The sequence below is a fragment of the Sphingopyxis panaciterrae genome (assembly GCF_011762125.1).
Lineage (GTDB): Bacteria > Pseudomonadota > Alphaproteobacteria > Sphingomonadales > Sphingomonadaceae > Sphingopyxis > Sphingopyxis panaciterrae.
The window spans coordinates 580,061-601,946 of sequence record NZ_JAASQN010000002.1; the positions used below are offsets into that span (position 1 = coordinate 580,061).

The window sequence follows — 21,886 nt, forward strand, 5'->3', positions numbered from 1 at the left end:
ATCATTGAAGCCGGGAAAATCGCCCTAGCGAACCGTCGGCCCAGCAGAGAAGATCGCTGCTCGGGCGGGTAAGGAGTTCCACCACCTTGCCGATGACGAGATCATGCGTCCCGTAGGACACGACCTTTTCTATCTTGCAGAATATATTCGCCGGTGCGTTCGGGATGTACCAGAGTTTCCCGTGCTTTTGCCAATCGCATCCAAATCGCTGCTCGCGCAGCCGCGATCCGACAAAAGGCTCGAGGAACTGATATGTATCGGTATCGAGAAGGTTGAGGCAAAATTCGCCCGCCGAGATCATCGACGGATAGCTGGATCCCGACCGATTTATCGAGATCGCCATAGAGCACGGCTCGAGCGACATCGGCATGACCGCCGACATGGCGAGTCCCACGGGTTCATCGCCGTCGAGCGAGTAGCTGGTCACGATGCCTACCGATGCCGGAAGATATCGCAGCACCTGCTTTAATCGGGAGGATACATCGGCTTCCAATCCACATACTCCCTATCCACACGGTCGACGATCATCTGCCCAGGTCGCATTTTCGCCGCGGCCAAAACGCCATAAGTTTGCGCGCGCGCTCACCGCGAGCCACGGCATCAATCGCCCGCCAAGGCGCAACTGGCGACGCCGAACTGGGGTCCACTCCCTCCAAGCCGGTTCGACTTCGTAAAACTGGCACCCGGGCGAGAGCGGAACAATAGATGCTTTCTCCCATCGTCTGCGAGTATCCCCTAGCTTACAGGGGCGGCTATGCCGGTGCATGATATTCGGCAGCCGGCGGCGGCTGCGAGGGCGAACTCGTTGCCGTCGGGCGAATGTCTTTCATAAGGAAGGACCTCTCATGTCCTAGTCCGCAGGATTCAGCATCCTTCGGCCAGTTTCATTTCTCATATTCCATCGAGTGCCGGGACGTAGGACGACTTACGGTCGGCCCATTGCAAAGCAGGGATAACGAACATGACGCACCGGGGACCTCGAAGCTTTCATGAATATGATGAAGAACTTGGGCCCGTCCTGACAAAGGTCGAAGCGGAAGCCGAGAGCAGCGAGGCGCTGTGTCACCTTACCGATCACATAGTCGACATCCTGCGGGAAGCAGGTCTGTACCGAATGCTGCTGCCGCGCGAACTTGGCGGCGCGGAACTCTCGCATGTCGATGCGTTGCGGATTATCGAGCGTCTCGCTTGGGCGCACGGTTCGACCGGCTGGTGCGCCATGGTCAACAATTCGCTCGCGACAGCGATGGCGCTTTACACCCCGGGCGATAAGGTCAGCGAGATCTTCAGCGACAACCCCGACGTCATGGTGGCCGGGAACGGCATCCCACGCGGCGTCGCCCGCCCCGTGGAGGACGGATACATGATCCGGGGCAATTGGGCTTATGGCAGCGGCATCCAGCACGCCGAGTGGGTGCATTCCGGCTGCATCGTGATGCGCGACAACAAGGTGTCGAAACTCGCCAATGGCCAGACCGAAATCATCATTGCCCATCACCCGCGCGCGAGCGTCGAGATCAAGGGCAATTGGGACGTGCTGGGTCTGCGCGCCACGGGCAGTTTCGACTATGGCCTGAAAGAGACAGAGGAATTATTCGTGCCGCATGGCATGACCTATCGTTCGGATAGCGTCGTCCCGTGCCGCGGCGGTATTCAGGGAACGTTGGGGCTCGTTGGTATCGCGACTTGGGCCCACAGCGCCTGGGCGCTTGGCGTCGGCCGGCGAATGCTTGACGAGCTTGTCGTCTACGCGCGCGAGAAGGCCGATGTTTTCGGAAAAGTTTGCGACGCGCCGACGTTCCGGTTCGAGCTTGCGCAAGCCGAGGCGAAATTTCGGTCGGCGCGGGCATTCCTGCTGGAAAGCTGGCAGGGCATCGCTGACAGCCTGGCAGCCAATCAGCCTGCTTCGCGTCGGCAGATCACGCTTGCGAAAATGGGCATGCGCCATATTCACGACGTGATTTCGGAAACCGGCACATTCGCCTATCGCACCGCACGCGGCACCTCGCTCCACGACGGGCTGATGCAACGCGTCTATCGCGACATTCATTCGGGCACCCAGCATATCCACCTTGCCGATCAGGTCGTCCAGGAATGCGGGCGCGACCTGCTGGGGCTCACGGAGCCCGATGCAAAATGGGTCGCCTTCAGCATTGTCGACCAATGACGGCTGTTGCCTGGCCGGGATGGTGATATTGGATATGGAATATCGTGCAATTGGCGGGTCGACCGTCGTGACAGCAAGCCTTTGTTTCGGCGGCAATGTCTTCGGATGGACCACCGATGAGAGGCAGTCCTTTTTGCTCCTCGACGCGCTGAGGGATACAGGGCTGAATTTCCTCGATACCGCGGACCTTTATTCGCGATGGGCAAGCGGCAACTCGGGCGGCGAGTCGGAGATCATCATCGGGCGCTGGTTGCGATCGCGCGGCGGCCGGGACCGCATCGTCATCGCCACGAAAGTCGGCGCGGATATGGGGGAAGGCCGGGCCGGGCTGTCCGCCCGCTACATCAAGCAGGCCGTCGAGGCATCATTGATGCGCCTTGGAACCGACTATATCGATCTCTACCAGTCGCACTTCGACGATCTCGGCGTCCCTCTCGAAGAGACCCTCGGCGCCTTTGACGATCTCGTCCAGGCCGGAAAGGTGCGCGCCATCGGCGCATCCAACTACACCGCCCAGCGTTTTGCCGAAGCGCTCGACTGCAGCGAAAGACACGGGCTTGTTCGTTATTCCGCCTTCCAGCCGCACTATAACCTGGTCGAACGGTCGCACTACGAAGGCGACGCCGCGGACCTTTGTGCAAGACGCGGCATTGGCGCCCTTCCCTTTGCATCGCTGGCAAACGGCTTTCTGACCGGCAAATATCGACAGCTGTCAGACTTGGCTGACCGGCCGCGCGGCAGCAGCATCGCGCCCTATCTCAATGAACGCGGGATGGCTATCCTGGCCGCCCTCGACGAGATCGGCGCGCAGTATCGCGCGGGGCCCGCCGCGATCGCAATCGCGTGGTTGATGACCAAGCCGGCGATCCATTCGCCGATCGTAAGCGCAACCAGCGTAAGCCAGATCGCCGATCTCGTGAAAGCCACCGAACTCGCGCTTGACGCCGAAGCGGTGCACCTCCTCGATCGCGCCAGCGGCTGAGCGCGTTCAGGCGTATCCGCCCCCTCCCTCTCGCTGGCTCGGGGCCGGCGCTCGCAGGCCCGCCTGTTCGAGGATTGGCAGCACCGTGTCCCGGAAATAGGGGAAGTCTTCGGCATAATCGAAGAAGCTCAGCGTTGCCCCACCGAAGCCGGCGCCGTGAACCGCGATCAATCCCTCGGCGACCTGTTGGGGTGTGCCCATGACGGGCAGCGCGCCGTGCCCCATGGCCATCCGGTCGCGAATAGCTGCCAGGGCATCATGCGGAATCGATTTGGCATGTGCGACCTGAAGGCGGATCAGCTGATCCACAGCGTCATGATCGATCATGTCTCCCATGAAGCTGGCCGCATATTCGCGGGCTTCCTTCTCGCTCGGGCGACAAATGATGTGGCATCCGGTCAGGACATCGATGTCGCGGCCGGCTCGGGCTGCCTCCTCCCTGAAAGCGCGCACCTCCTCTTTCGACCGGGCCAGATCGATCGCAGGGGTGAATAGCATGTCGGCGTTCCGGATGGCGAAATCGCGCCCCGGACCCGATCCTGCGGCATTGATGATGAAGGGGCGGCCAGCGACCGGTTTCGGATCGCAGAAAACGTCCTGGAGATCGAAGAATTTGCCGCGATAGTCAAATGGCGCCGCGCTCGTCCATAGTTGTGCGACAATGTCGAACCACTCCTGGGCATAGGCATAGCGGGTCTCATGATCCGGCGGCAGATCCAGCCCAAGGGCACGATATTCGGGCTCGTTCCAGCCGGCCACGATGTTGAGCCCGGCCCGCCCGCCGCCGATCGCGTCGATCGTCGCAATCTGCCGCGCCGCCACCAGCGGGTGATGCGCTACCGTGTGAAGCGTCGTCACGATCCTGATGCGCTTTGTGACGGCCAGCAGGCCCGCCGCCCATGTCATGGTCTCGAGGACCCGGCCATGGAAATTCGTCTCGCCGCCATAGCCGAGCCATCGTGCGATCGGGAGCATGAAATCGATGCCGGCGTCGTCCAGCATTTGCGCCAGGCGCAGATTGTCGTCCCAGCTCCCTGACCAGCGGTTTGGCGATTGCGTGATCGACATGCCGCTCGCGCAATTCGACCCGAAGGTGCCAAGCTTGAAGATATTGCTGTTCATCGCCGCCGCTTCCTCGACCGGCCGCCTGACTATTGTGTCATGACCGGCACTCGCGCCGGAGCGCATCCCGAATTTCGGCTGCCGTCGCCGGCGCTTTTCCAATCAGGGCGACGGCCTCCTCGACGATCTCTAGGTTGCCGCGGCCGCAGCCAAGAGGAGCGTCTTCAAGACCGACCCGCAGATGGCAGCCGGCAGCTACCGCAATAGGGGTCAGTCCGGACAGATCGACATCGAGACCTGCTATCATCATCGGCGCATCGGGCGCCTCGGCCGCCAGGAGCGATCGATATGCATCGAGCGCATAGCGCTCCGGCGGAAAACCAAAGGCCATCCCGTTCGAGAACATCAGGCGGTAGATCGGCTGGGGGACCTCCGGAAATGCGGCGTGCAGCGCGGCCCCGAGCCGGACGAAGCCCGGTTCGTAAATTGCGTAGGACGGGTGAAACCCATGGTCCCGGGCAAGCTCGAGCCCGCGGCGCATTCCAGCCTCTTCATTGTTGTAGACCGTCCCCGGCTTTCCGATCGCGATATCGGCAAAGCGGCTCAGGTTCACTGAGCCGGTATCGAGCGCGGCCCATTCGAGCAAACCCTTGTGCGCGAGCGTCTCCACGAAAGAGAAGCGGTCCGCGCCCTCGAAAGCGATCGTCGGATAGACGATCGCGTCGACATCGGCGCGAATGCCTTTGATCACCGCAGCGTAGATTCCCGCGTCATCGCTCGGTCGCCCCTCGGTATCATAGGCATGAAAATGCACGATCGCCGCGCCGGCGCGCGCGCAAGCGATCCCTTCGCCGATGAGCTCGTCGATGCTGACGGGGATGCGCGGCTGAATGTCTCGCCCCCACCCCCCGTTCAGCGCCACTTCGAGCCAGATTTTGTGCGCGCGTCCGCTCAATGCCCTGTTCCTCCCGCCTTGTTCATTGGCCCTGCCAGAAAGCGTCTTGTGCCATCGAACGCCGCTTCGATGGCGCGGTGGCGCACCTCGAGCCACTCGCGCACATCGAGATGCGTGAAGATATAGGCCTCATTGTCGATAATTCCCTGGATCACCCGTTCGCCGACGACGTCCGCGGCAACCCCCGTTTGACGGAGCATATGATCGACCAGCGGATTGAGGCTCCCTTCGGCGGGGCCACCAAAGCGACCGGGCCGATTTCTGTCGGAGGTACCGATATTGGTCGATACCGCGGACGGCGCGAGCACAGAAACGCCGATCCCGAATTCTTCGAGATCCATGCGAAGCCCTTCGGAAAGCGCCGTCACGGCATATTTGGTGGCCGCATAGAGGGCCTGATACCAATGCTCGCTCTTGCGCACCTGAAATCCGCCGATCGAGCCGGTGTTGACGACGTGCCCGCCCCTCCCCGTTTCGATAATCAGCGGCACGAAGGCCTTGATGCCGTTGAGCACGCCATGGACGTTGACGTCGATGCTCCAGTCGATGGCCTCGTCGGGGGTTTCGTGCAGCGGCGTCGAGTTGTGCACCACCCCGGCATTGTTCACCAGGATATCGAGCCCGCCGAACCTGTCGCGGACCGTTGCCGCCGCCTCGTACATGCTCGCGCGGCTCGATACGTCGACCACCACCGGCAGAACAGGCGCACCAGTGCCCGCGAGCATGGCGGCGGCCTCGTGCAGAGCGTCATGCTCGATATCCATGACCGCCACCGACGCGCCGCGCCGGGCAAGCGACGCCGCGATCGCGAGCCCGATCCCCGAAGCCGCGCCGGTGATAACCGCAATTCTTTGCTGGAGATCCTGCATGCCGTCTCCCCTCAACCTGGGCAGCGCGTTTCGGGCCGCGAGCCGTCAATCCGCCCGATCAGCAACGCGCTTCGCTGCGGGTGTGAAGGAAAAAGGCGGGCAGCGCCGCTGCCCGCCTTCCCCCCTCCCGAAGCAGAAGCGCGATCAAAACCGGTAGGAGACGGCCAGACCATAGGTCGCCCCCATCCCTGGCGCACGGTGGATGGCGTCGGTTTCGACGCCGACATTCACCCAGTACCATTTGTTGGTGATATTGCGCCCATAGGCCTGGATCCGCCAGTCGCCGTCGGCGCTTTCGAAGCCGGCCCGAACGTCGAACAGGCTGTAGCCGGGAATCCTGAAATCCGGGAGCCCGCCGAAAAAGGAACTTGTTCCGCTCCTGAAAGTCGCCGAGCCGCCGACGAAGGCGTTCATCGCGCCCGATATCGGAAAGCTATATTCCGCGTCGACCAGACCATTCCAGTCGGGTGTGTTCGGGAAGGATTCGCCGACGTACGAAGCGGCCTGGCCGAACGAGTCCAGCGGTAGATCTGGATCGCGCCTCACTTTCGAATCGATGTAGGTGAGGCCGGCGTTGAGGCGCAGTCCCTCGACGGGACGCGCCGTCAGCTCAAGCTCGGCGCCGATGACGCGCGACTTTGGAATGTTGACGAGCTGGGGCAGCGGCCCAAAGGCGGTGTTGGCCCAGCCGATGAGCTGCTTGTCGCTATAGTCGTAGTAGAATGTGGCGCCGCTGATCTGCAGACCACGTCCGGCAAGGGAAACCCGGAAGCCCGCTTCATAAGACTGGAGACTCTCCTGCGTCACGGGCGCGATCTGGGACGCGAAGATCGCCGGCACGATGCTGTATCCCCCCGACTTGTAGCCCTTCGCGGCGGCAAGATAGATGAGACTGTCGCTGCTGGGCTTGTAGTCGAGGCTGGCGCGCCACGAGAAATTATCCTCGTTCAGCCGGCTGCTCACCAGGCCAGGAAGAAAGCTGCTGTCATTGAGGGTGAGGCAGGAACCGGAGGCGATCGGCACGCCGCCGGCCAGCAGGGACCACGCATCGCGAATGGCGTCGAACTCGGCCGTCGTCGTTTGACCCCCGTCCGCAAGGCATCCGCTGAACTTGCGCTTCTCATCGGTATAGCGCGCGGAGGCGCGAACCGTGAGGCTGTCGGTGACCTCATAGTCGAAGCTTCCGAAGACCGCCTTCGAAATCGGCCGCTGCTTGTTCAGATAAGTCGACTGATTCCAGTAATAGATACGGCCTATCTCGGGTCCGAGGATCGGCGCGAGGTTCGTGAAGTCGAACGAGCCCTGCGATCCCGGGTTCGATAGGAGCTGAAACTCGTTCGCCGTCTGCTTCTGATAGTTCGCGCCGAGGACCCATTTTATGGCTCCCATGTCGCCCGCAAGGCGCAGCTCCTGGGAAAATGACTTCAGCAGGCCATCCTGGCGATCGTAACGAAAGTTGAAGCCATTGCCTTCGACGGCCACGCCGTCGAGATCGATCGGCCGATGCGTTGTCATGTGCGAATAGGCGGTGATCGACGTCAGCGTCAGTTGCTCGGCCATCTGCCAGTCGCCCCGCAGCGCGACCAGATAGAAATCGTCGTCGCGGGAAAAATCGAATCCGGCATCCCAGTCAGCTTCGCGCGGCCCCCGCGCGGGTATGGCGCTCGCTTGATAGGCCGCGATAAGCGGAGCGGTCCTGGCATTGGGGAACCCGCGCGAGAAGGCGCGAACCAGCTGCGCGGCCGGACTCTCCGACCCGTCATGAGAAGCGCTCGCGTGAAGTTCGAATTTGAGAGTCTCGGACGGATCCCAGTCGAGAAGAAAACGCCCGGTGAAGAAACGCTTGCGGCCAAGCGTATCGCCCGGGCGCGTCAGGCTTTGCTGCCACCCCTTCATCGATTCCGAGCGCAGGGCAAGCCGCGCGCGCATATTCTCGCCGATGGGCCCGCTGACAAAACCACCAGCGATTATCTCGTTGAACCGCCCGAAACTGAGGTCAATGCCGGCCTTCGGTTCGCTTGTCGGCTTGGCGGCGATATAGTTTATCGCACCACCCGTCGAGTTTTGCCCAAACAAGGTTCCCTGCGGCCCCTTCAACGCTTCGACGCGCTCGAGGTCCAGTGTCGCGCCGCGCGTCATGGCGACGAACGGGAGCGGAATCTGGTCAACATAGACCGACACGGTCGAACCGGCGGTCACCGAATTGTCGACGAAACCCACCCCGCGGATCGCGAACACCGGGTTGCCGTAGTTGCTTTGCTGGTAAGTGAAGCCTGGAACGATCTTCGCGAGCTGCGAGGTGTCAACGATCCCCTGCCTCGAAAGCTGCTCGCCGGTCGCGGCGGTGACCGACATGGGAACGTCGACGAGACGCTCGGAGCGCTTCTGGGCCGTGACGATGATCTCATCGCCGGGATCGGTCGGACCGATGTCCTGCGTCCGATCCTGTGCGTGCGCAGTCGCGGCAGTCGTGGAAAGCAACAGAGCGACCAAGCATCCGGCCCAAGCCTGACGAACATTCATCACGATTCCCCCTCTTCGATAACATCACGAAGCAATGAACCGCTGCATTCACCAATCAGAGCATATCCAGAAATATACTGTAATCAATTTCGCAGTTTACTTTATCATTTGCTCCATATTCTTATTCAGAACAAATCATCGATTGCCCTTCACGAACGGCTTATCGCGCCTTCGTCAAACCGATCTGATTGCGGCCGCGATCGAATAGGTCGTTCCAAGTGACAATCCGGCGCGCCCGCCATCCGCCCAGGCAAGAAACTTAGGAAGGAGCGAAAACAGGCTCAATTGGTGGAAACACCAAGCCCGACCGCGATCGCAACGGGGTCACGTGTGGCTTCGTGCCGCGGGCAATTCGGAGCATCGGCGCAAATGTAGATATTTACCCCAATGGAGGCGCCGCGCCTTGGACGATACGCCTGCGGCTGGCGAGGCTCGTCGGAGCATCTGCCCTGTGCGGGTGATCGAGTTACCTCGCAAATATTTGCGCGCGGTACCGCGCCTTACAGAGTCTATCGATTGGCGGAACCAGCACACCGGGCCGAGGAGACGAGAATTGGTCGAAATATTGTCGTTTCTTGCCGGCATCATGACATCGAGCGCGCCTCTGGCTCAGGCTTTCAGAACCTTTCGCACGAGAGATATCGCAGGGCTTTCCGTCAGCTCCTACCTCCTGTTGCTTTGCATGGGAAGCTTCACCGTCCTCATCGGGATCCAGTACATGATTTTCGCGATGATCATTCTCAACGCGATCGGTCTGGTTGCCAATCTCGCGATCATGTTTCTTCTGTCGCGACTGGCCTTTTCCGCTTTCCTTCTCACAGTGACAGGCCTCGCTGCCGCGAGCTTGCTGGTGGCGCCATGGTTCATCCCTCAACTGCTCACCCCGCTTTGGGCCGAGCAGGTGGCCTTTATTTATGGCCTTCTGGCGGCAGCAACCTTCCTGCCGCAAATCCTGCTGACGCGCAGGACGCGCATCGTTTCTTCCCTTTCGCTTCCATATCTCTTGCTGCTGTCCGGGGGGATGATCCTCTGGACCATAAACTCGATCATTCTTGGCAATTATTCCCTCACATTCTGGAACGGCATATTGCTGCTCATGTCACTTGAACTTCTGAGGCTCAAGATCACCTGCGAGACCGAGCAGCGCAGGACAGCCCCATCGGCATGACGGTCAGGCCGGACGCAACCGACGGATCGCCGATTTTACGGTTGCTGTCGCTCGTTGCGCTGCCGCGCGAGGTCGAGGCGCTGTTTGAATGCGCGTTCGACTTCCAATCCGAGCCGGGCGGCGCCCCGAAAAAACGGCCTGGCTGGGCGGCGGACGCAATCATCTGCTCCCCCGGCCCGTTCCGGTTCGACAATGCCGCGCTTTCGCGCCTCGATCCGAGCGTTCGAGCGCTGGCGACCTATTCGGTCGGTCACGAGCATATCGATCTGCCGGCTTGCAAGGCGGCGGGCGTCGCCGTTTTCAACACGCCGGACGTGCTGGCGGACAGCGTGGCCGATGCCGCGCTGCTGCTGATCCTCGGCGCGGCGCGCCGTGTCACCGAAAGCGTTACGCTGATCCGCGGCGGTGCGTGGCCAGGGTGGACACCGACGCAGCTGAACGGGACCGAGCTTCGCGGTAAAACGCTCGGCATATTGGGAATGGGCGCGATCGGGCAGCGCGTTGCCGATCGCGCAAGATCGTTCGGAATGTCGGTCATCTATATGAACCGCGGCCGTCTGCCCGCAAGCTTGGAGCGCGGCGCACGCTTTGTGGCGGACGTGCACGGGCTCGCCATGCATAGCGACTTTCTCCTGCTCGCCTGCCCTTCGACCGCCGAAACGCGTCACATCATCAACGAAGCTTTCCTCGACCTGGCCCGCCCCACAATGATCCTCGTCAACGTCGGCCGCGGAGACCTCGTCGACGACGATGCGCTCCTCTCTGCCTTGACCGGGTGCAAGATTGCCGGGGCGGCGCTCGACGTCTTCGACGGCGAACCGCATTTCGACAGGCGCTATCTCGAAATGCCCGGCGTCTTCATGCTTCCCCACATCGGAAGCTCGACAATCGAGGCGCGTATCGCGATGGGGCGATCGCTTGTCGAAGCGTTGCGCTGCTGGGCGGCGGGCGGAAGCCCTCCCAACAGGCTCGTCTGATCGCCCCGATGCCCATCTTTCGCTCTACCAAGGCCAGAGCTCATGCGAGCGAGTGACCGCGCCCTCTCCCGCTCGCTGAACATCGCCGATCTGCGCGCCCGTGCGCGGGCGCGGCTGCCGGCGCCGGTATTCGACTTTCTCGAAGGCGGTGCCGAGGATGAGATCACACTTGTCCGCAACCGCGCGGCTTTCTCCGAATGGGCCCTTGTTCCGCGCGCGTTCCGCGATGTCTCGCAGGTCTCGGGGGCAGTCGAAATCCTCGGCCAGAGCCTGGAGTGGCCGTTGATCGTCAGTCCCACCGGTATGCCCGGGCTTTTTCATCCGGACGCCGAAATCGGTCTGGCGGAGGCGGCGGCGGCCTCCGGTACGCTCTATTGCCTTTCCGCGATGGCCAGCCGTTCGATCGAGGAGGTGGCGGCAAGTACAACCGCGCCGAAAGCGTTCCAGCTCTACATTTTTCAAGACCGCGGCCTGACCCGGGAGCTCATCCTGCGAGCAAAGGCCGCCGGATATGCAGCGTTGATCCTCGCGATCGACGTGCCGGTGCCGGCCAATCGCGAACGAGACAGGCGCACGGGAATGACGATCCCGCCCCGCCTCGGGCTAGCAAGTCTGCTCGCGTTCGCGCGCCACCCCGCGTGGTGCTGGCACAATCTCGTTCGTCGCCCGGTAAGCTTGGCGAATTTCAGCGATATGCGCGCCGAGCCCGGATCCACGCTGCTGAGCTTCATCCAGAGCCAGTTCGAACCGCAATTGAGCTGGACCGATCTTGAATGGGTGGCCGGATTGTGGGGCGGCTCGATCGCCGTCAAGGGCCTGCTCCATGGCGACGACGTCGAGCGCGCGGTTGCCGCGGGCGCGTCGACGGTCTTTTTGTCCAACCATGGTGGACGCCAGCTGGATGCCGCGGTGAGCGGTCTGGATATGGTCGAGGAGACGGCCGAGCGTCTGGCGGGTCGAGCCACGCTGATCGTCGACGGAGGAATCCGGCGGGGCACCGACATCATCAAGGCAGTCGCGCTCGGCGCAAGCGCTTGCTCCACGGGGCGGGCGGCGCTTTATGGGCTGACGGTAGGCGGACGGGCCGGCGCGGCGCGGGCGCTGCAGTTGCTACGGAGCGAATATGAACGCGACATGGCGCTGCTCGGCGCGCGGCGCCAGGACGAGATCGAGCGCAGCTGCATTCGCAGGCTTCGTTGAAATCGTGCCGTTTCCGCTCAGCGATAGCGGGGGCTGCGATAAACGAGCCGCCCGTCGACATAAGTCGCAAGAGCCTCCATGTCCTTGATATGCTCCACGTCGACCGCCAGAAAATCATCGGACAGCACAGCGAAATCGGCCAGTTTGCCTGGCTCGATCGATCCTCTGCTCCGCTCCTCGCCGATCATCCGTGCGAAATTGATCGTGACCAGGCGGAGCAACTGGGCGCGCGATAAAATTCGCTGCGACAAGCCGTAGGACTTGCCCGAGAGCGTGGCGCGGGAAGCAAAGAAATAGAGCTCCCAGAATGGATTGGCGGGGATGACCGGCGCATCGGTTCCTCCGGCGACGAGGAGGCCCGCGTCGAGATATGCGGCAACGGGCGTGTTCCGGTCGGCCCGCGCCGCGCCCCAATAGCGCTCGACGATCGGCCCGGCGAGATACATATGATCCTGCACGGAGACCTGCACCCCGAGGCGCCGCATCTCTTGCGTCAGTGCGGCATTGGTCAGCGAAGCATGCTCTATCGTCCAGCGCTTTTTCCGGATTGGCGACCCCGCATCGGCTGCGGCAAAGCCCTTCAGCACTTCGGCAAGGGCGGCGTCGCCCGCCGCGTGAACGGTCGGACGCCAGCCGATCTCGTTCAATGTCGTAACGATATCGGCGAACCGGTCGGGCGCGATCGTCTCGATGCCGCGATAGCTTCCGCCCTGCCCATAAGGCTCGACATAAGGTTGGAAAAGATGTCCCCCTTCAAAACCGCCGTCGACCATGATCTTGATGCCGTCGATCCGCGCCCAGGCATTTCCCTCCTCCGGCTTGACACCCCAGCTTTCGATCAGCTGCCGCGCCTCGGTTCCCGACTGGAGGCTCATGCCGGGAAGATAGACGGTGTAGCGCAGAGTCAGTCTGCCCTCGTCGGCCATTCGCCGCATTAGTCGCCAGGCGGCCTTGAGGTCGCCTTTATAGATACCGGGAATGCGCACCGCGGTCACGCCGTAGCTGTTCATTTTTTCCTGGGTGCGGAGCAGGTCGGCTTCGCCGAGCGGCGGGGCCGGCGGCAGCTTCACCAGATCGCGCGCGGTGTCGATGATTTCGCCCGTCAGCCGATGGGCTGCATCGCGGCTGATCTGCCCCCCGGGCGGAATGGGCGTATCCGGTGTGATATTAAACGCTCGGAGCGCCGCGCTGTTCGCATAGATCGAATGGCCGCCCCGAACGAGCACGACCGGAGTATCAGGAGCAATGGCGTCGAGTTCGGCCAGCGTGGGCACGCGCTGCTCGCGAAGCTGCGCTTCGTGCCAATCGGAATTGGAAACGACGATGGCGCCCGCCGGCGCTTTCGAAACGGCGTTGGCGACCGCCGTCAGCAGCTCTTCCAGCGTCCTTGCAGCGGACAGATCGACACCTGGCCCGCCTCCCTCATTATGCAGATGGGCATCGGCGAGACCTGGCGAGACGAAGCGCCCGCCGAGATCGACGGTCTTCGTGCGCGGACCGATATGTCGCTTCACCTCGCTATCGGATCCTACCGCGAGGAAGCGGTTTCCTGCCACAGCCATCGACGAGACGATGCGGTCCTTCGAATCTGCGGTGTAAATCCTGCCGTTGACGAAGACGATGTCGGCCTCCTGGGCATCCTTCGCAAGCGCGAAAGGCGGGGCGACCAAAGTGGCCAGCAGGGCCAGACTGCAAAGATATTTCAGCATCCGCTTCTCCTGGCCATGATGCACGATCCGGGGCGCCGGCCATGGGTTTCCACCGTCCTCGTCTGCCTCAGGCCCCGATCATGTCCCGGCAATTTTGGCTGACAATCTGACGGGATGCGTAGCGCCCGCATGCCTTCGATATGTGAGGGGCGGTCGACGCGCAGTCTGTCAGACGAGGCGGGACGTCCAAATAGATGTTCACCCTTATCCCGGTCGATATATTCTCCCAGATGACAACATGGTCCAACGGTGACATCTCCGGTGATCGACCATTTTCCTAAGGTCGCCCGGAGCAAGAGCTGCGTCGATCTTTGTGCTCGACATCGAGGAGCCGGCAATGAGGACTTACAAGGCCGCGGTAGTCCAGGCGTCATCGGTACCCTTTGACCCGGGCGCCTCGGCGGACAAGGCGACGAAACTCGTGCTTGAGGCCGCCGCTGCGGGGGCGAGACTGGCGGTATTCCCTGAAGTGTTCCTGGGCGGCTATCCCAAGGGAAGCTCGTTCGGCGCGCCGGTGGGCCTCCGCAAACCCGAGGGACGTGACGCGTTCCGACGCTATTATGGCGGCGCCATCGATCTCGACGGACCCGAACTGGCCATTTTGGTCGATGCGGTGCGCGCTACCGGGCTGTTCGTGGTAATCGGCTGTCTCGAACGCGATGGCGGCACGCTCTACTGCACCGCACTCTTCCTTGACGGCGAGAAGGGACTGGTGGGCAAACACCGCAAGCTCATGCCCACCGGGTCGGAGCGTCTGATCTGGGGCTTCGGAGACGGCTCAACGATGCCGGTATTCGAGACATCACTCGGCCGGATCGGCGCGGTCATCTGCTGGGAAAACTACATGCCTGCCCTGAGACTGGCCATGTACGACAAACAGATCAGCATCTATTGTGCCCCGACGGCGGACGACCGCGACACCTGGGCTTCCTCGATGCAGCATATCGCGCTCGAGGGACGTTGCTATGTCCTGTCGGCGTGCCAGCACATAACGCGCGGGGCTTTCGCGGCCGATTACGACTGTGCGCTCGGCGATGCGCCCGACACGGTCCTGATGCGCGGCGGCAGCCTGATCGTCAGTCCGCACGGGCAGTTGATCGCAGGCCCGGATTTCTCCGGCGAAACGATCCTTTATGCCGACATCGATCTCGACGAGGTCGTTCGCGGCAAATATGATTTCGATGTCGTCGGCCACTATGCGCGGCCCGACATCTTTCGCCTCACCGTTGACGAAAGCAGGCGCAGCGCGGTCGTCCGGGAAAGCTGACGCAATGGAGTTCGACATCGGCAACCTGCCGAAATCGGCTCGTTACAAGATATTGAGCTCGTGCGTGGCGCCGCGCCCGATCGCGTGGGTCACGTCCCAGTCAAGCGACGGCCTGCTCAACGCGGCGCCGTACAGCTTTTTCAACATGATGGGCGATGATCCGCTGACCATCGTTCTTGGTCTGATGGCGCATGGCGAGGGCCGCTTCAAGGACACCGCGAGCAATCTGATCGCGACGCGCGAATTTGTCGTGAACCTGGTCGACGAAGCGCATGCCGATGCAATGAACATCACCTGCATGGCGGCCCCGCCGGACATCGACGAGACGGGCTGCGCACAGCTGACAATGGCGGCGAGCAGGTTGGTGAGGCCGCCACGGATATCGACGGTGCCGGCGAGCTTCGAATGCCGGATCCTCCGAACCGTCGAGACCGGTCCTTATCAAATGGTGATCATAGCCGAGGTCGTCTACGCCCATATCGAGGATCGTTTCATATTGGATGCCGAGGCGTTTTACTTCGATACGCCGGCGATGCGTCTGATCGCGCGCATGCACGGCTCGGGTTGGTACAGCCGGCAAACCGACCTTTTCCAGATGAGCCGGCCAAGCTGGCACGACTGGATCGCGGGTCAGAGATGCTGATGCGGTCCCGGGATATGAAAGCGAGGCTCGCCTGAAGGCCGTATTAGCCAGCACCGCTTCCGTACGGCGAAAATTCCCTTTGCGGGGAGCGGTGAAGAACGGGCCCCGTGCGCAGTCAAGACAAGTCATATGAGCGACGGAGGAATAGTCGGATCGCTTAGCCGAATGCTTGGAGAAACGGTTCATGGTGTCATCGGGAAAAGTGCCTAGCGCCTATATTCGCCAACTGCTGCCCGAGTTGCACCGATTACTGATCGACATCATGATCATGGCGAATCGGCCGGAGCGAGACATCGAATTGCTCGCAAGGGCAGGCCTTGCGCCCGAGCGCGCACTCTTCCCGCTGCTCGCAATTATCGAACGGGCCGGACCGATTGGCGTGGTCGACCTCGCCGGACGAGCCGGCCGCGATTACACCACGATCAGTCGGCAGTTGGCGCGACTGGAAGAGTTGGGCCTCGCAAGCCGGCGTCCGGGCGTGGCTGACAAGCGGGTGCATGAGACCATCATCACGCCACAAGGGAGAGCGGCGATAGAGGCGCTGCTCGCGGCGCGTGAGGAGATGACGTTGGAGATGCTTGCCGACTGGACGCGCGAGGACATTGATGACTTGATCCGGCTCATCAACACAATGACCGGATAGCGCGGAAGGCAAAGCATGCCGCACACCGCCATGCTACGCCGGTTTGCCTTGCCGACGGCGACAGAGCCTGTCCGATCAGCTGCGCCGCGGTCCATATTCCCTGCGTCGGCAGCGCGCTTTCTCCGGCAATGACATGCTCGTTGTCGGCCCCGTTCTGCGCTCCCGTTCTGCGCTGGTCCAGATGCATATCTTCGATCAGCTTCCCTGGCTCGGCGAAGGCAACGGACCACGACGCTGCTGCAAAAGTGGGAACGCTTGCTGCAGGACGCGATCGCGGCACGAAGGACACTTGCTGAGCGCCGATCAGCCCGGCGCGATCCGATTGAAGCGAAAAGCAAATCAATTGCGCCTCGGAAATAAATTAGCCCGAAAGCGGCGTTCGGGCCAAAGATCGGCAGAAGCGGATCACCCCCCAAAGTCTCCGACAGACCCTAAGAGAGGATCGAACATCATGCGCGACAACCACAAATGGATCGCTGTCATAGCTACTTCGGATCGGAAGCCAAGGCGATGAGCGGTCCGAGCATCGCGGTCGCCAGTGCGCCGCAGCCGCGCAGATCATTTTTGCGCACGATCGTCCCGTCCTTTTTCATTCTTATGGTCGATGGCTATGACTCGCTTGTCGTAGCCTTTATCGCCCCCTTGCTCGTGGAATCGTTCGGCATGACGCCCACCGAGATGGGGCGCCTTTTCGTGTCCGCCGTGATCGGTTCGATCATCGGGGCCGTCCTCTTGGGCCGCCTTTGCGATCGCTACGGCCGCAAGCCTGTATTGATGGCCAGCTTGCTGCTGATGATGGTAACAACTTATGCCTGCGCCTTCGCCCAAAGCTATGAGCAACTGCTCGTCTTGCGCTTCATCGCCGGCATCGGTCTCGGCGGAGCGGGCATTCCGGCGATTGCCCTCACTGCGGACAACAGCAAGCCGGAACATCGAGCCAGCATGGTCACCATATTATTCATCGGTTTTCCGTTGGGGGCGGGTCTGGGAGCCGCCTCGACCGCCGCCGTCATCAGTTCGGGGTGGGAGATGATCTTCATCTATACGGCCGTTGCATGTTTGCTTGCGGTCTTTGCTGCCTGCTTGCTTCCCGAAAACCGGGTTGACCTTCCGGGTCCGGACACGGAGCCTGCGGCAGGAGGCGGCTTGCGCGGGGCGTCGCGCGCATTCCACCCCGATTTCTTGAAATATCTGCTGGCCGACGGACGCTTTTGGCCGGCCATCTGGGCCTGGTTGGCCTTCTTCTCGCTCATGACGCTCACATCTGCCATGACGAACTGGATGCCCTCTCTCGTCGTCTCGAGAGGCGGGACGCCCGAGAATGCTGCCTTCGCCGGGGCACTACTGATGTTGGGAGGGATCGCTGGCACCTTGTGCAGCATCCCGCTGATCCAGCGCTGGGGCCCCTACTTCGTCATCGCTCTCATGACGCTGGTGGGTACCGGCCTGGTGGTATTGATCGGAATTTCCTTTGGTTCGTATCTCGTCCTCGCCACGATCATCGGTCTCATGGGTTTTTGCCTGATGGGCGCGCAGCTCAATTTTCCCGGGACGATGGTCGAACTCTTCCCGCCTCTTGTACGCGGCTCAGGTTCGGGGATCAGCATGGCGATCGGCCGTTGCGGGTCCATTCTCGGCCCTCTGATGGGCGGCGCATTGATCGCCGCCAATATTCCTCAAAGCAGCCTGTTTCAAATGGGATCGCTTTTATCGCTCGTAAGCGCGGTTGCCATGTTCGCGACGGGATGGATCCGCCGGCGCGCAAAACTCGAGGAATCTCCGAGCGCTCACGTGCAGTAGTAAGAAAATCCGGAACGGGTGATTTTGATGCGAGATCACCCGATCCACCGGCACTTCCGCCGATTCTTCGTTTTTTGGGCTCTCGCGGCGCACGGACCTCTACTCGGCCTCATCTATTCCCCGAGCAGGCCGCCGGATCGGCGTCGCCGGGTCCAGGTAACGGCGGTAACCCTTTGCGGTGCATGAACGAGGCTTTTACGATGCGCAGCAATCAACCTCACGACCTTGAAGACGGCGAAGGAAGTGAGGCGGAACGACCCAGGCACGCGCCGCTCAGCTTCATCGAATTCGTTATCCTCATCGCCATAGCGATGGCGCTCATAACATTGTCGATCGATCTGATGTTGCCCGCCCTGCCCGCCATAGCAGAATCGCTCCGGGTTGAGAGCGCCAACCAGCGCCAGTGGGTCCTCAGTACATTTCTGCTCGGCATGGGCTTGGGATCTCTGGTTTTGGGTCCTTTGTCCGACCGCTACGGACGCAAGCCGACATTGACGATTGCGATCGCCCTTTATCTTGCCGCCAGTATCGCATGTGCCGTTGCGGCAAATCTAGTCCAGCTACTCCTGGCCCGCTTCGTCGCGGGATTATTCGCTGCTTCCTGCCGCATCGTCACCGTCAGCATCATCCGCGACTGCTTCAAGGGTGACAATATGGCGCGCGTGCTGTCGCTTTGCTTCATCATCCTGATGACGGTGCCGATGATCGCTCCCGCCATAGGTCAGGCTTTGCTGTCGGTGATGCCGTGGCGCTGGATATTCGGCGTTCTGGCCTTGCTGGGCGGCGCTGTCCTGATCTGGATCGTGGCGCGATTGCCCGAAACGTTGCCGCCCGCTGACCGCATTTCCATCAGCCCTGCCGGCATGCGTTCGGCGCTCAAGGACATCGTCTCGCATCGCGCCGCAATGGGCTATATCGCTGCGGCAACGATCGTAACCGGAGCGCAGTTCGGCTTTCTTCTCTCGATCCAGCAGATCGTATTTGACGTGTTTCATGCGCCATCGAAGCTGGCCATCGTATTTCTCTCCATTACATCTTGCATGGTGCTTGGCAGCTTGCTCAACAGCGCACTGGTTCGCCGCTTTGGCGCACGCAGATTGGGTCAGGGTGCGCTCATTGTCCTCGCCATTATCTCGCTGATCCATGTCCTGTTTGTCCTGAACGGGCGAGAAACGCTAGGGAGCTTCTCGGCGTTTCAGGGCTTGCTGCTCCTCTGCGCCGCCTTCTCGAACGGAAATTTCAACTCGATTGCAATGGAGCGGTTCTCCCGCGGGGCAGGATTGGCTGCCTCGATACAGGGGTCGATCACGGTTGTCGGCTCCGCCGGGATCTCCGGCTTGATCGGCTATGCCTTTGACGGCACCACGCTGCCTTTGGCTCTGGCCTATTTCGTGGCAGCGGTCCTCGCCTTCGGCGTCGTGACATGGGCCGAACGCGGACAGCTGTTCACTCAGCCTGATCGGATCCTCTTGTCACGGTGAAACAAGCCGCCGCGCGGATTTCGCCTAGGGCGAGGCCGGGGGCATTCGGTCGGAAATCGACCTCCCCCTCTATGATCGGATCGGGGGTGTCGAACATGGAGAATATATATGACCAAGGTGGACGCAGCTTACGGCCGATCACCGGCCAGTGGCATCGCGCAGCGGATCAAGGGGCTGTTCTCGCGCTCCGGGCGGATGACCGTACAGCCTAGCCGGGTCGCCTCGGTTGATCATATCTCACCCGATTTTACCCTGATCCGGCTGGAGGGAGAATTATTCAGGGCGGGTCAATGGACTGCCGGCGACAAGATCCAGCTCGCCGTTGCCCCGGGCCCGATCGGCCGCACCTATACGCCGCTGTCATGGAATAGGCAGCGCGGTGTGGCGGAGGTGCTCGTCTACCTCCACGGTGACGCGCCGGGATGCGACTGGGCGCGCCGTTTGACCGCAGGACAAGATCTTCAAGTCGTCGGTCCGCGGCCCTCGATCGCTCTGAACGCCCTTGAGCAGCCGACCATCCTGTTCGGCGACGAGACCTGTTTTGGCCTGGCCCTTGCTTTGCATAATCTGCCGGGGGCAGCCAATATCCGTTACATATTCGAAGTCGGCGATGCCGCCCAGACGGAGTCGGTGCTCACATCGTTGGGCTTGCACAACGCCCTGCTATACGAGCGGCGCCCCGACGACAGTCATCTCGAGGCCATTGGAAACGAATGGGACCGCCTCGCGAGTGGCGCCGGATCGCTCGTGCTGGCTGGAAAAGCGTCGTCGATACAATTTGTTCAACGCGCGAACAGGGCATCGAGCGCGCGGATACATCAGGTGAAGACAAAGGCCTATTGGGCTCCGGGAAAACGTGGGCTGGGGTGAATTGGGAAATGACAGGGGCATTCGAGGAAGCATTCGATCCGCCAAATTATCCCGGCTGTGCGATCGATGCTGACCTGTCTTCGGTCATCCGGCCCCGATCGGGCCCTTTTCCCGTGCCAGGCCATGCGATTGACGCAAGTGTACCATGAGGACCCGGTCCGGGCTGCAACGCCATCGAGCGCGCCCCATCTGCGCCAGCAGAGGCATGCCGTCGCAACGTCGCATCCCGGCCGCATGAAGAAGATGCACCGCAGGTAATCAGCGATTGCCGGGCGCCGAGCCGAGAAAGACCCGACGCCCGGCCGGCTCAAACTGATTTTTTCGGATAATCGACGTCCGTGAAGCCAGGGATTTCGACCAGATCGGGACGATTGCCATTGGCGCAAAGCTGATCGATAACAAATTGCATGCCGGCCGATGCTATCTGAGCGCCCGGGTCTTCCATGACATAGCGCATCCGCGACACGATCGCGCGCTTGTCGTTTACAGAGCGGACGACGGGCATCTCGTACATGAATTTCGTATCGGAATCGATGGCGGGCGGTGCTTCGACCGCTTTCCTGAATGCCGGATAGTCCGGCCACAGCACGCGGCCCATTTCAACCGACGAAATCGAGATGTACCAGAAAAACCGATATTGTTTTTCGAAATTGCGATACCGCTCGGCATCCTGAAGGTCGTCAAGTTCGATGACCGGCGCCGTGGGTGCGATGATCACCAAATCCGGGTTCAGCCGCCGACCCGACGCCTGATAGAGCAAGTGACACATGACGTTCGTCTGCCAGGTCAAGCCGGCGCTGGGCCGCCCCGCCCTGCCGCAGGTGAGCACCATCAGCCGTTCCCATTGGATTTCCTGCTCATGCAGCCAGCGGATCAGGCGAAAGACGGTCTCGAGCGCGGTGAGGCCGAATGTGCCTGCCATCATGTCGTTGAACGAGATCGGAACCGCGTGGGGCCCATCGCCTTCGATCAGATTGGTCCGGATATAGTCGAATGTCATCATTTCCGGATTTGCGAGTGCATTTGAAAGATATTCTGCCGTCGTGGCGCATGTATAATCCGTCAGATCCACGATTTTTTCTTCAAGGCCAGCCCAGGGCTCGACCGCAACCGTATCGCGCCAGTAGGACAGGGTATTGCAACTCTGGACGGTGTGACATTGTGCAACGAAGCCCTGCGCAGCCTCTTCCCATTTGCCGTGGCCCAGTTCCCGAAGCCGGGCCAGATAGGGAACGACGAGACCCAGATGCGACACTGCGGTCATCTCGTAAAATCCGCGCTGGGTGAGCCGGAAATCGATCGACACCGGCGGCCGGCCCGATCCGGGAAACAGGACCAGATTACTGCCTGTCACGATCAGCATCGGATCCTCGCTGCGCTCCGCTCCCAATTGCCGCGACAACTCGCGACCGATACTGTTCGGATCGGATGTAAAAAGCTCGAACAGCTTCATGAATTCCGGATTGACTTCATACGACATATAATTGGCTCCGCTTTCTTTGTCGCCGAATGTAAAATTGTAAAAATTGGCACTTAACCAAAATAATTATGATGTTGCTGGCCCAATGAT

The 21,886-nt window shown here is 61.4% G+C and carries 18 protein-coding genes; 11 read left to right on the top strand and 7 right to left on the bottom strand.

Going from position 1 to position 21,886, the window contains the following annotated elements; all coding sequences use genetic code 11:
- Nucleotide 1: 1 nt before the first annotated feature.
- Entirely contained in the window at nt 2-493 is a 492-nt protein-coding gene (locus tag FHR22_RS10390) for a flavin reductase family protein (RefSeq protein WP_166941792.1), read from the bottom strand.
- A gap of 468 nt (nt 494-961) precedes the next feature.
- Here FHR22_RS10390 and FHR22_RS10395 point away from each other — a divergent pair, with 468 nt between their 5' ends.
- Together FHR22_RS10395 and FHR22_RS10400 are read left to right on the top strand one after the other, a co-directional pair.
- On the top strand, nt 962-2,167 hold the full coding sequence (locus FHR22_RS10395; RefSeq protein WP_166941793.1) for an acyl-CoA dehydrogenase family protein: 1,206 nt from the start codon (nt 962-964) through the stop codon (nt 2,165-2,167).
- Nucleotides 2,154-3,149 carry an aldo/keto reductase gene (locus tag FHR22_RS10400; protein ID WP_243853641.1) on the top strand — a complete coding sequence of 332 codons (996 nt, stop codon included), beginning with the start codon at nt 2,154-2,156 and terminating at the stop codon, nt 3,147-3,149. The genes FHR22_RS10395 and FHR22_RS10400 overlap by 14 nt, the downstream gene beginning before the upstream one ends.
- Before the next feature lie 6 nt (nt 3,150-3,155).
- On the opposite strand, the gene FHR22_RS10405 is transcribed toward FHR22_RS10400, so the two are convergent.
- From FHR22_RS10405 to FHR22_RS10420, 4 genes are all read right to left on the bottom strand, one after another.
- On the bottom strand, nt 3,156-4,271 hold the full coding sequence (locus tag FHR22_RS10405) for an LLM class flavin-dependent oxidoreductase (protein WP_166941794.1): 1,116 nt from the start codon (nt 4,269-4,271) through the stop codon (nt 3,156-3,158).
- A gap of 37 nt (nt 4,272-4,308) precedes the next feature.
- Nucleotides 4,309-5,166, bottom strand: a complete 858-nt coding sequence (locus FHR22_RS10410; RefSeq protein ID WP_166941795.1) for a beta-keto acid cleavage family enzyme — start codon at nt 5,164-5,166, stop codon at nt 4,309-4,311.
- Nucleotides 5,163-6,035 (bottom strand): SDR family oxidoreductase, encoded by an 873-nt coding sequence (locus FHR22_RS10415; protein WP_166941796.1) that lies wholly within the window; start codon nt 6,033-6,035, stop codon nt 5,163-5,165. The genes FHR22_RS10410 and FHR22_RS10415 overlap by 4 nt, the downstream gene beginning before the upstream one ends.
- Nucleotides 6,036-6,179: 144 nt before the next feature.
- Entirely contained in the window at nt 6,180-8,558 is a 2,379-nt protein-coding gene (locus FHR22_RS10420; protein ID WP_166941797.1) for a TonB-dependent receptor, read from the bottom strand.
- Nucleotides 8,559-9,111: 553 nt separating this feature from the next.
- On the opposite strand from FHR22_RS10420, the gene FHR22_RS10425 reads away from it, so the two are divergent.
- The 3 genes from FHR22_RS10425 to FHR22_RS10435 are packed head-to-tail and all read left to right on the top strand — an operon-like array spanning nt 9,112 to nt 11,903.
- Nucleotides 9,112-9,726, top strand: coding sequence for a PQ-loop domain-containing transporter (locus tag FHR22_RS10425; RefSeq protein WP_166941798.1), 615 nt, complete (start codon nt 9,112-9,114; stop codon nt 9,724-9,726).
- Nucleotides 9,723-10,703, top strand: coding sequence for an NAD(P)-dependent oxidoreductase (locus FHR22_RS10430; protein WP_166941800.1), 981 nt, complete (start codon nt 9,723-9,725; stop codon nt 10,701-10,703). The genes FHR22_RS10425 and FHR22_RS10430 overlap by 4 nt, the downstream gene beginning before the upstream one ends.
- A 42-nt stretch (nt 10,704-10,745) precedes the next feature.
- Nucleotides 10,746-11,903, top strand: a complete 1,158-nt coding sequence (locus FHR22_RS10435) for an alpha-hydroxy acid oxidase (RefSeq protein ID WP_166941802.1) — start codon at nt 10,746-10,748, stop codon at nt 11,901-11,903.
- 17 nt (nt 11,904-11,920) lie between these two features.
- Here FHR22_RS10435 and FHR22_RS10440 read toward each other — a convergent pair whose 3' ends face one another.
- Nucleotides 11,921-13,612 carry an amidohydrolase gene (locus tag FHR22_RS10440; protein ID WP_166941804.1) on the bottom strand — a complete coding sequence of 564 codons (1,692 nt, stop codon included), beginning with the start codon at nt 13,610-13,612 and terminating at the stop codon, nt 11,921-11,923.
- A gap of 313 nt (nt 13,613-13,925) precedes the next feature.
- Here FHR22_RS10440 and FHR22_RS10445 point away from each other — a divergent pair, with 313 nt between their 5' ends.
- The 6 genes from FHR22_RS10445 (at nt 13,926) to FHR22_RS10470 (ending at nt 20,316) form a co-directional block, all read left to right on the top strand.
- On the top strand, nt 13,926-14,879 hold the full coding sequence (locus FHR22_RS10445) for a carbon-nitrogen hydrolase family protein (protein ID WP_341786598.1): 954 nt from the start codon (nt 13,926-13,928) through the stop codon (nt 14,877-14,879).
- Nucleotides 14,880-14,883: 4 nt separating this feature from the next.
- Complete coding sequence (locus FHR22_RS10450; protein ID WP_166941806.1) at nt 14,884-15,522, top strand: flavin reductase family protein; 639 nt, start codon at nt 14,884-14,886, stop codon at nt 15,520-15,522.
- A 184-nt stretch (nt 15,523-15,706) separates the two neighbouring features.
- Entirely contained in the window at nt 15,707-16,165 is a 459-nt protein-coding gene (locus FHR22_RS10455) for a MarR family winged helix-turn-helix transcriptional regulator (protein ID WP_166941808.1), read from the top strand.
- Nucleotides 16,166-16,675: 510 nt separating this feature from the next.
- A complete protein-coding gene (locus FHR22_RS10460; RefSeq protein WP_166941810.1) occupies nt 16,676-17,965 on the top strand; it encodes an MFS transporter in 1,290 nt (429 codons plus the stop codon).
- Between the two features lie 200 nt (nt 17,966-18,165).
- On the top strand, nt 18,166-19,446 hold the full coding sequence (locus tag FHR22_RS10465; RefSeq protein ID WP_166941812.1) for a multidrug effflux MFS transporter: 1,281 nt from the start codon (nt 18,166-18,168) through the stop codon (nt 19,444-19,446).
- Nucleotides 19,447-19,554: 108 nt separating this feature from the next.
- The gene (locus tag FHR22_RS10470) at nt 19,555-20,316 is read left to right on the top strand and encodes a siderophore-interacting protein (RefSeq protein ID WP_166941814.1); all 762 of its coding nucleotides are present in this window, start codon (nt 19,555-19,557) and stop codon (nt 20,314-20,316) included.
- 307 nt (nt 20,317-20,623) lie between these two features.
- On the opposite strand, the gene FHR22_RS10475 is transcribed toward FHR22_RS10470, so the two are convergent.
- On the bottom strand, nt 20,624-21,796 hold the full coding sequence (locus FHR22_RS10475) for a DUF5624 domain-containing protein (protein WP_166941816.1): 1,173 nt from the start codon (nt 21,794-21,796) through the stop codon (nt 20,624-20,626).
- Between the last annotated feature and the right edge of the window lie 90 nt (nt 21,797-21,886).

What these genes read in the sequence shown, in the direction of transcription:
- FHR22_RS10405 (WP_166941794.1), bottom strand. Translation starts at nt 4,271, where the DNA reads ATGAACAGCAATATCTTCAAGCTTGGCACCTTCGGGTCGAATTGCGCG.
- FHR22_RS10440 (WP_166941804.1), bottom strand. Translation starts at nt 13,612, where the DNA reads ATGCTGAAATATCTTTGCAGTCTGGCCCTGCTGGCCACTTTGGTCGCC.
- FHR22_RS10470 (WP_166941814.1), top strand. Translation starts at nt 19,555, where the DNA reads ATGACCAAGGTGGACGCAGCTTACGGCCGATCACCGGCCAGTGGCATC.
- FHR22_RS10455 (WP_166941808.1), top strand. Translation starts at nt 15,707, where the DNA reads ATGGTGTCATCGGGAAAAGTGCCTAGCGCCTATATTCGCCAACTGCTG.
- FHR22_RS10450 (WP_166941806.1), top strand. Translation starts at nt 14,884, where the DNA reads ATGGAGTTCGACATCGGCAACCTGCCGAAATCGGCTCGTTACAAGATA.
- FHR22_RS10435 (WP_166941802.1), top strand. Translation starts at nt 10,746, where the DNA reads ATGCGAGCGAGTGACCGCGCCCTCTCCCGCTCGCTGAACATCGCCGAT.
- FHR22_RS10465 (WP_166941812.1), top strand. Translation starts at nt 18,166, where the DNA reads ATGCGCAGCAATCAACCTCACGACCTTGAAGACGGCGAAGGAAGTGAG.
- FHR22_RS10460 (WP_166941810.1), top strand. Translation starts at nt 16,676, where the DNA reads ATGAGCGGTCCGAGCATCGCGGTCGCCAGTGCGCCGCAGCCGCGCAGA.
- FHR22_RS10475 (WP_166941816.1), bottom strand. Translation starts at nt 21,796, where the DNA reads ATGTCGTATGAAGTCAATCCGGAATTCATGAAGCTGTTCGAGCTTTTT.
- FHR22_RS10415 (WP_166941796.1), bottom strand. Translation starts at nt 6,035, where the DNA reads ATGCAGGATCTCCAGCAAAGAATTGCGGTTATCACCGGCGCGGCTTCG.
- FHR22_RS10420 (WP_166941797.1), bottom strand. Translation starts at nt 8,558, where the DNA reads ATGAATGTTCGTCAGGCTTGGGCCGGATGCTTGGTCGCTCTGTTGCTT.
- FHR22_RS10430 (WP_166941800.1), top strand. Translation starts at nt 9,723, where the DNA reads ATGACGGTCAGGCCGGACGCAACCGACGGATCGCCGATTTTACGGTTG.
- FHR22_RS10395 (WP_166941793.1), top strand. Translation starts at nt 962, where the DNA reads ATGACGCACCGGGGACCTCGAAGCTTTCATGAATATGATGAAGAACTT.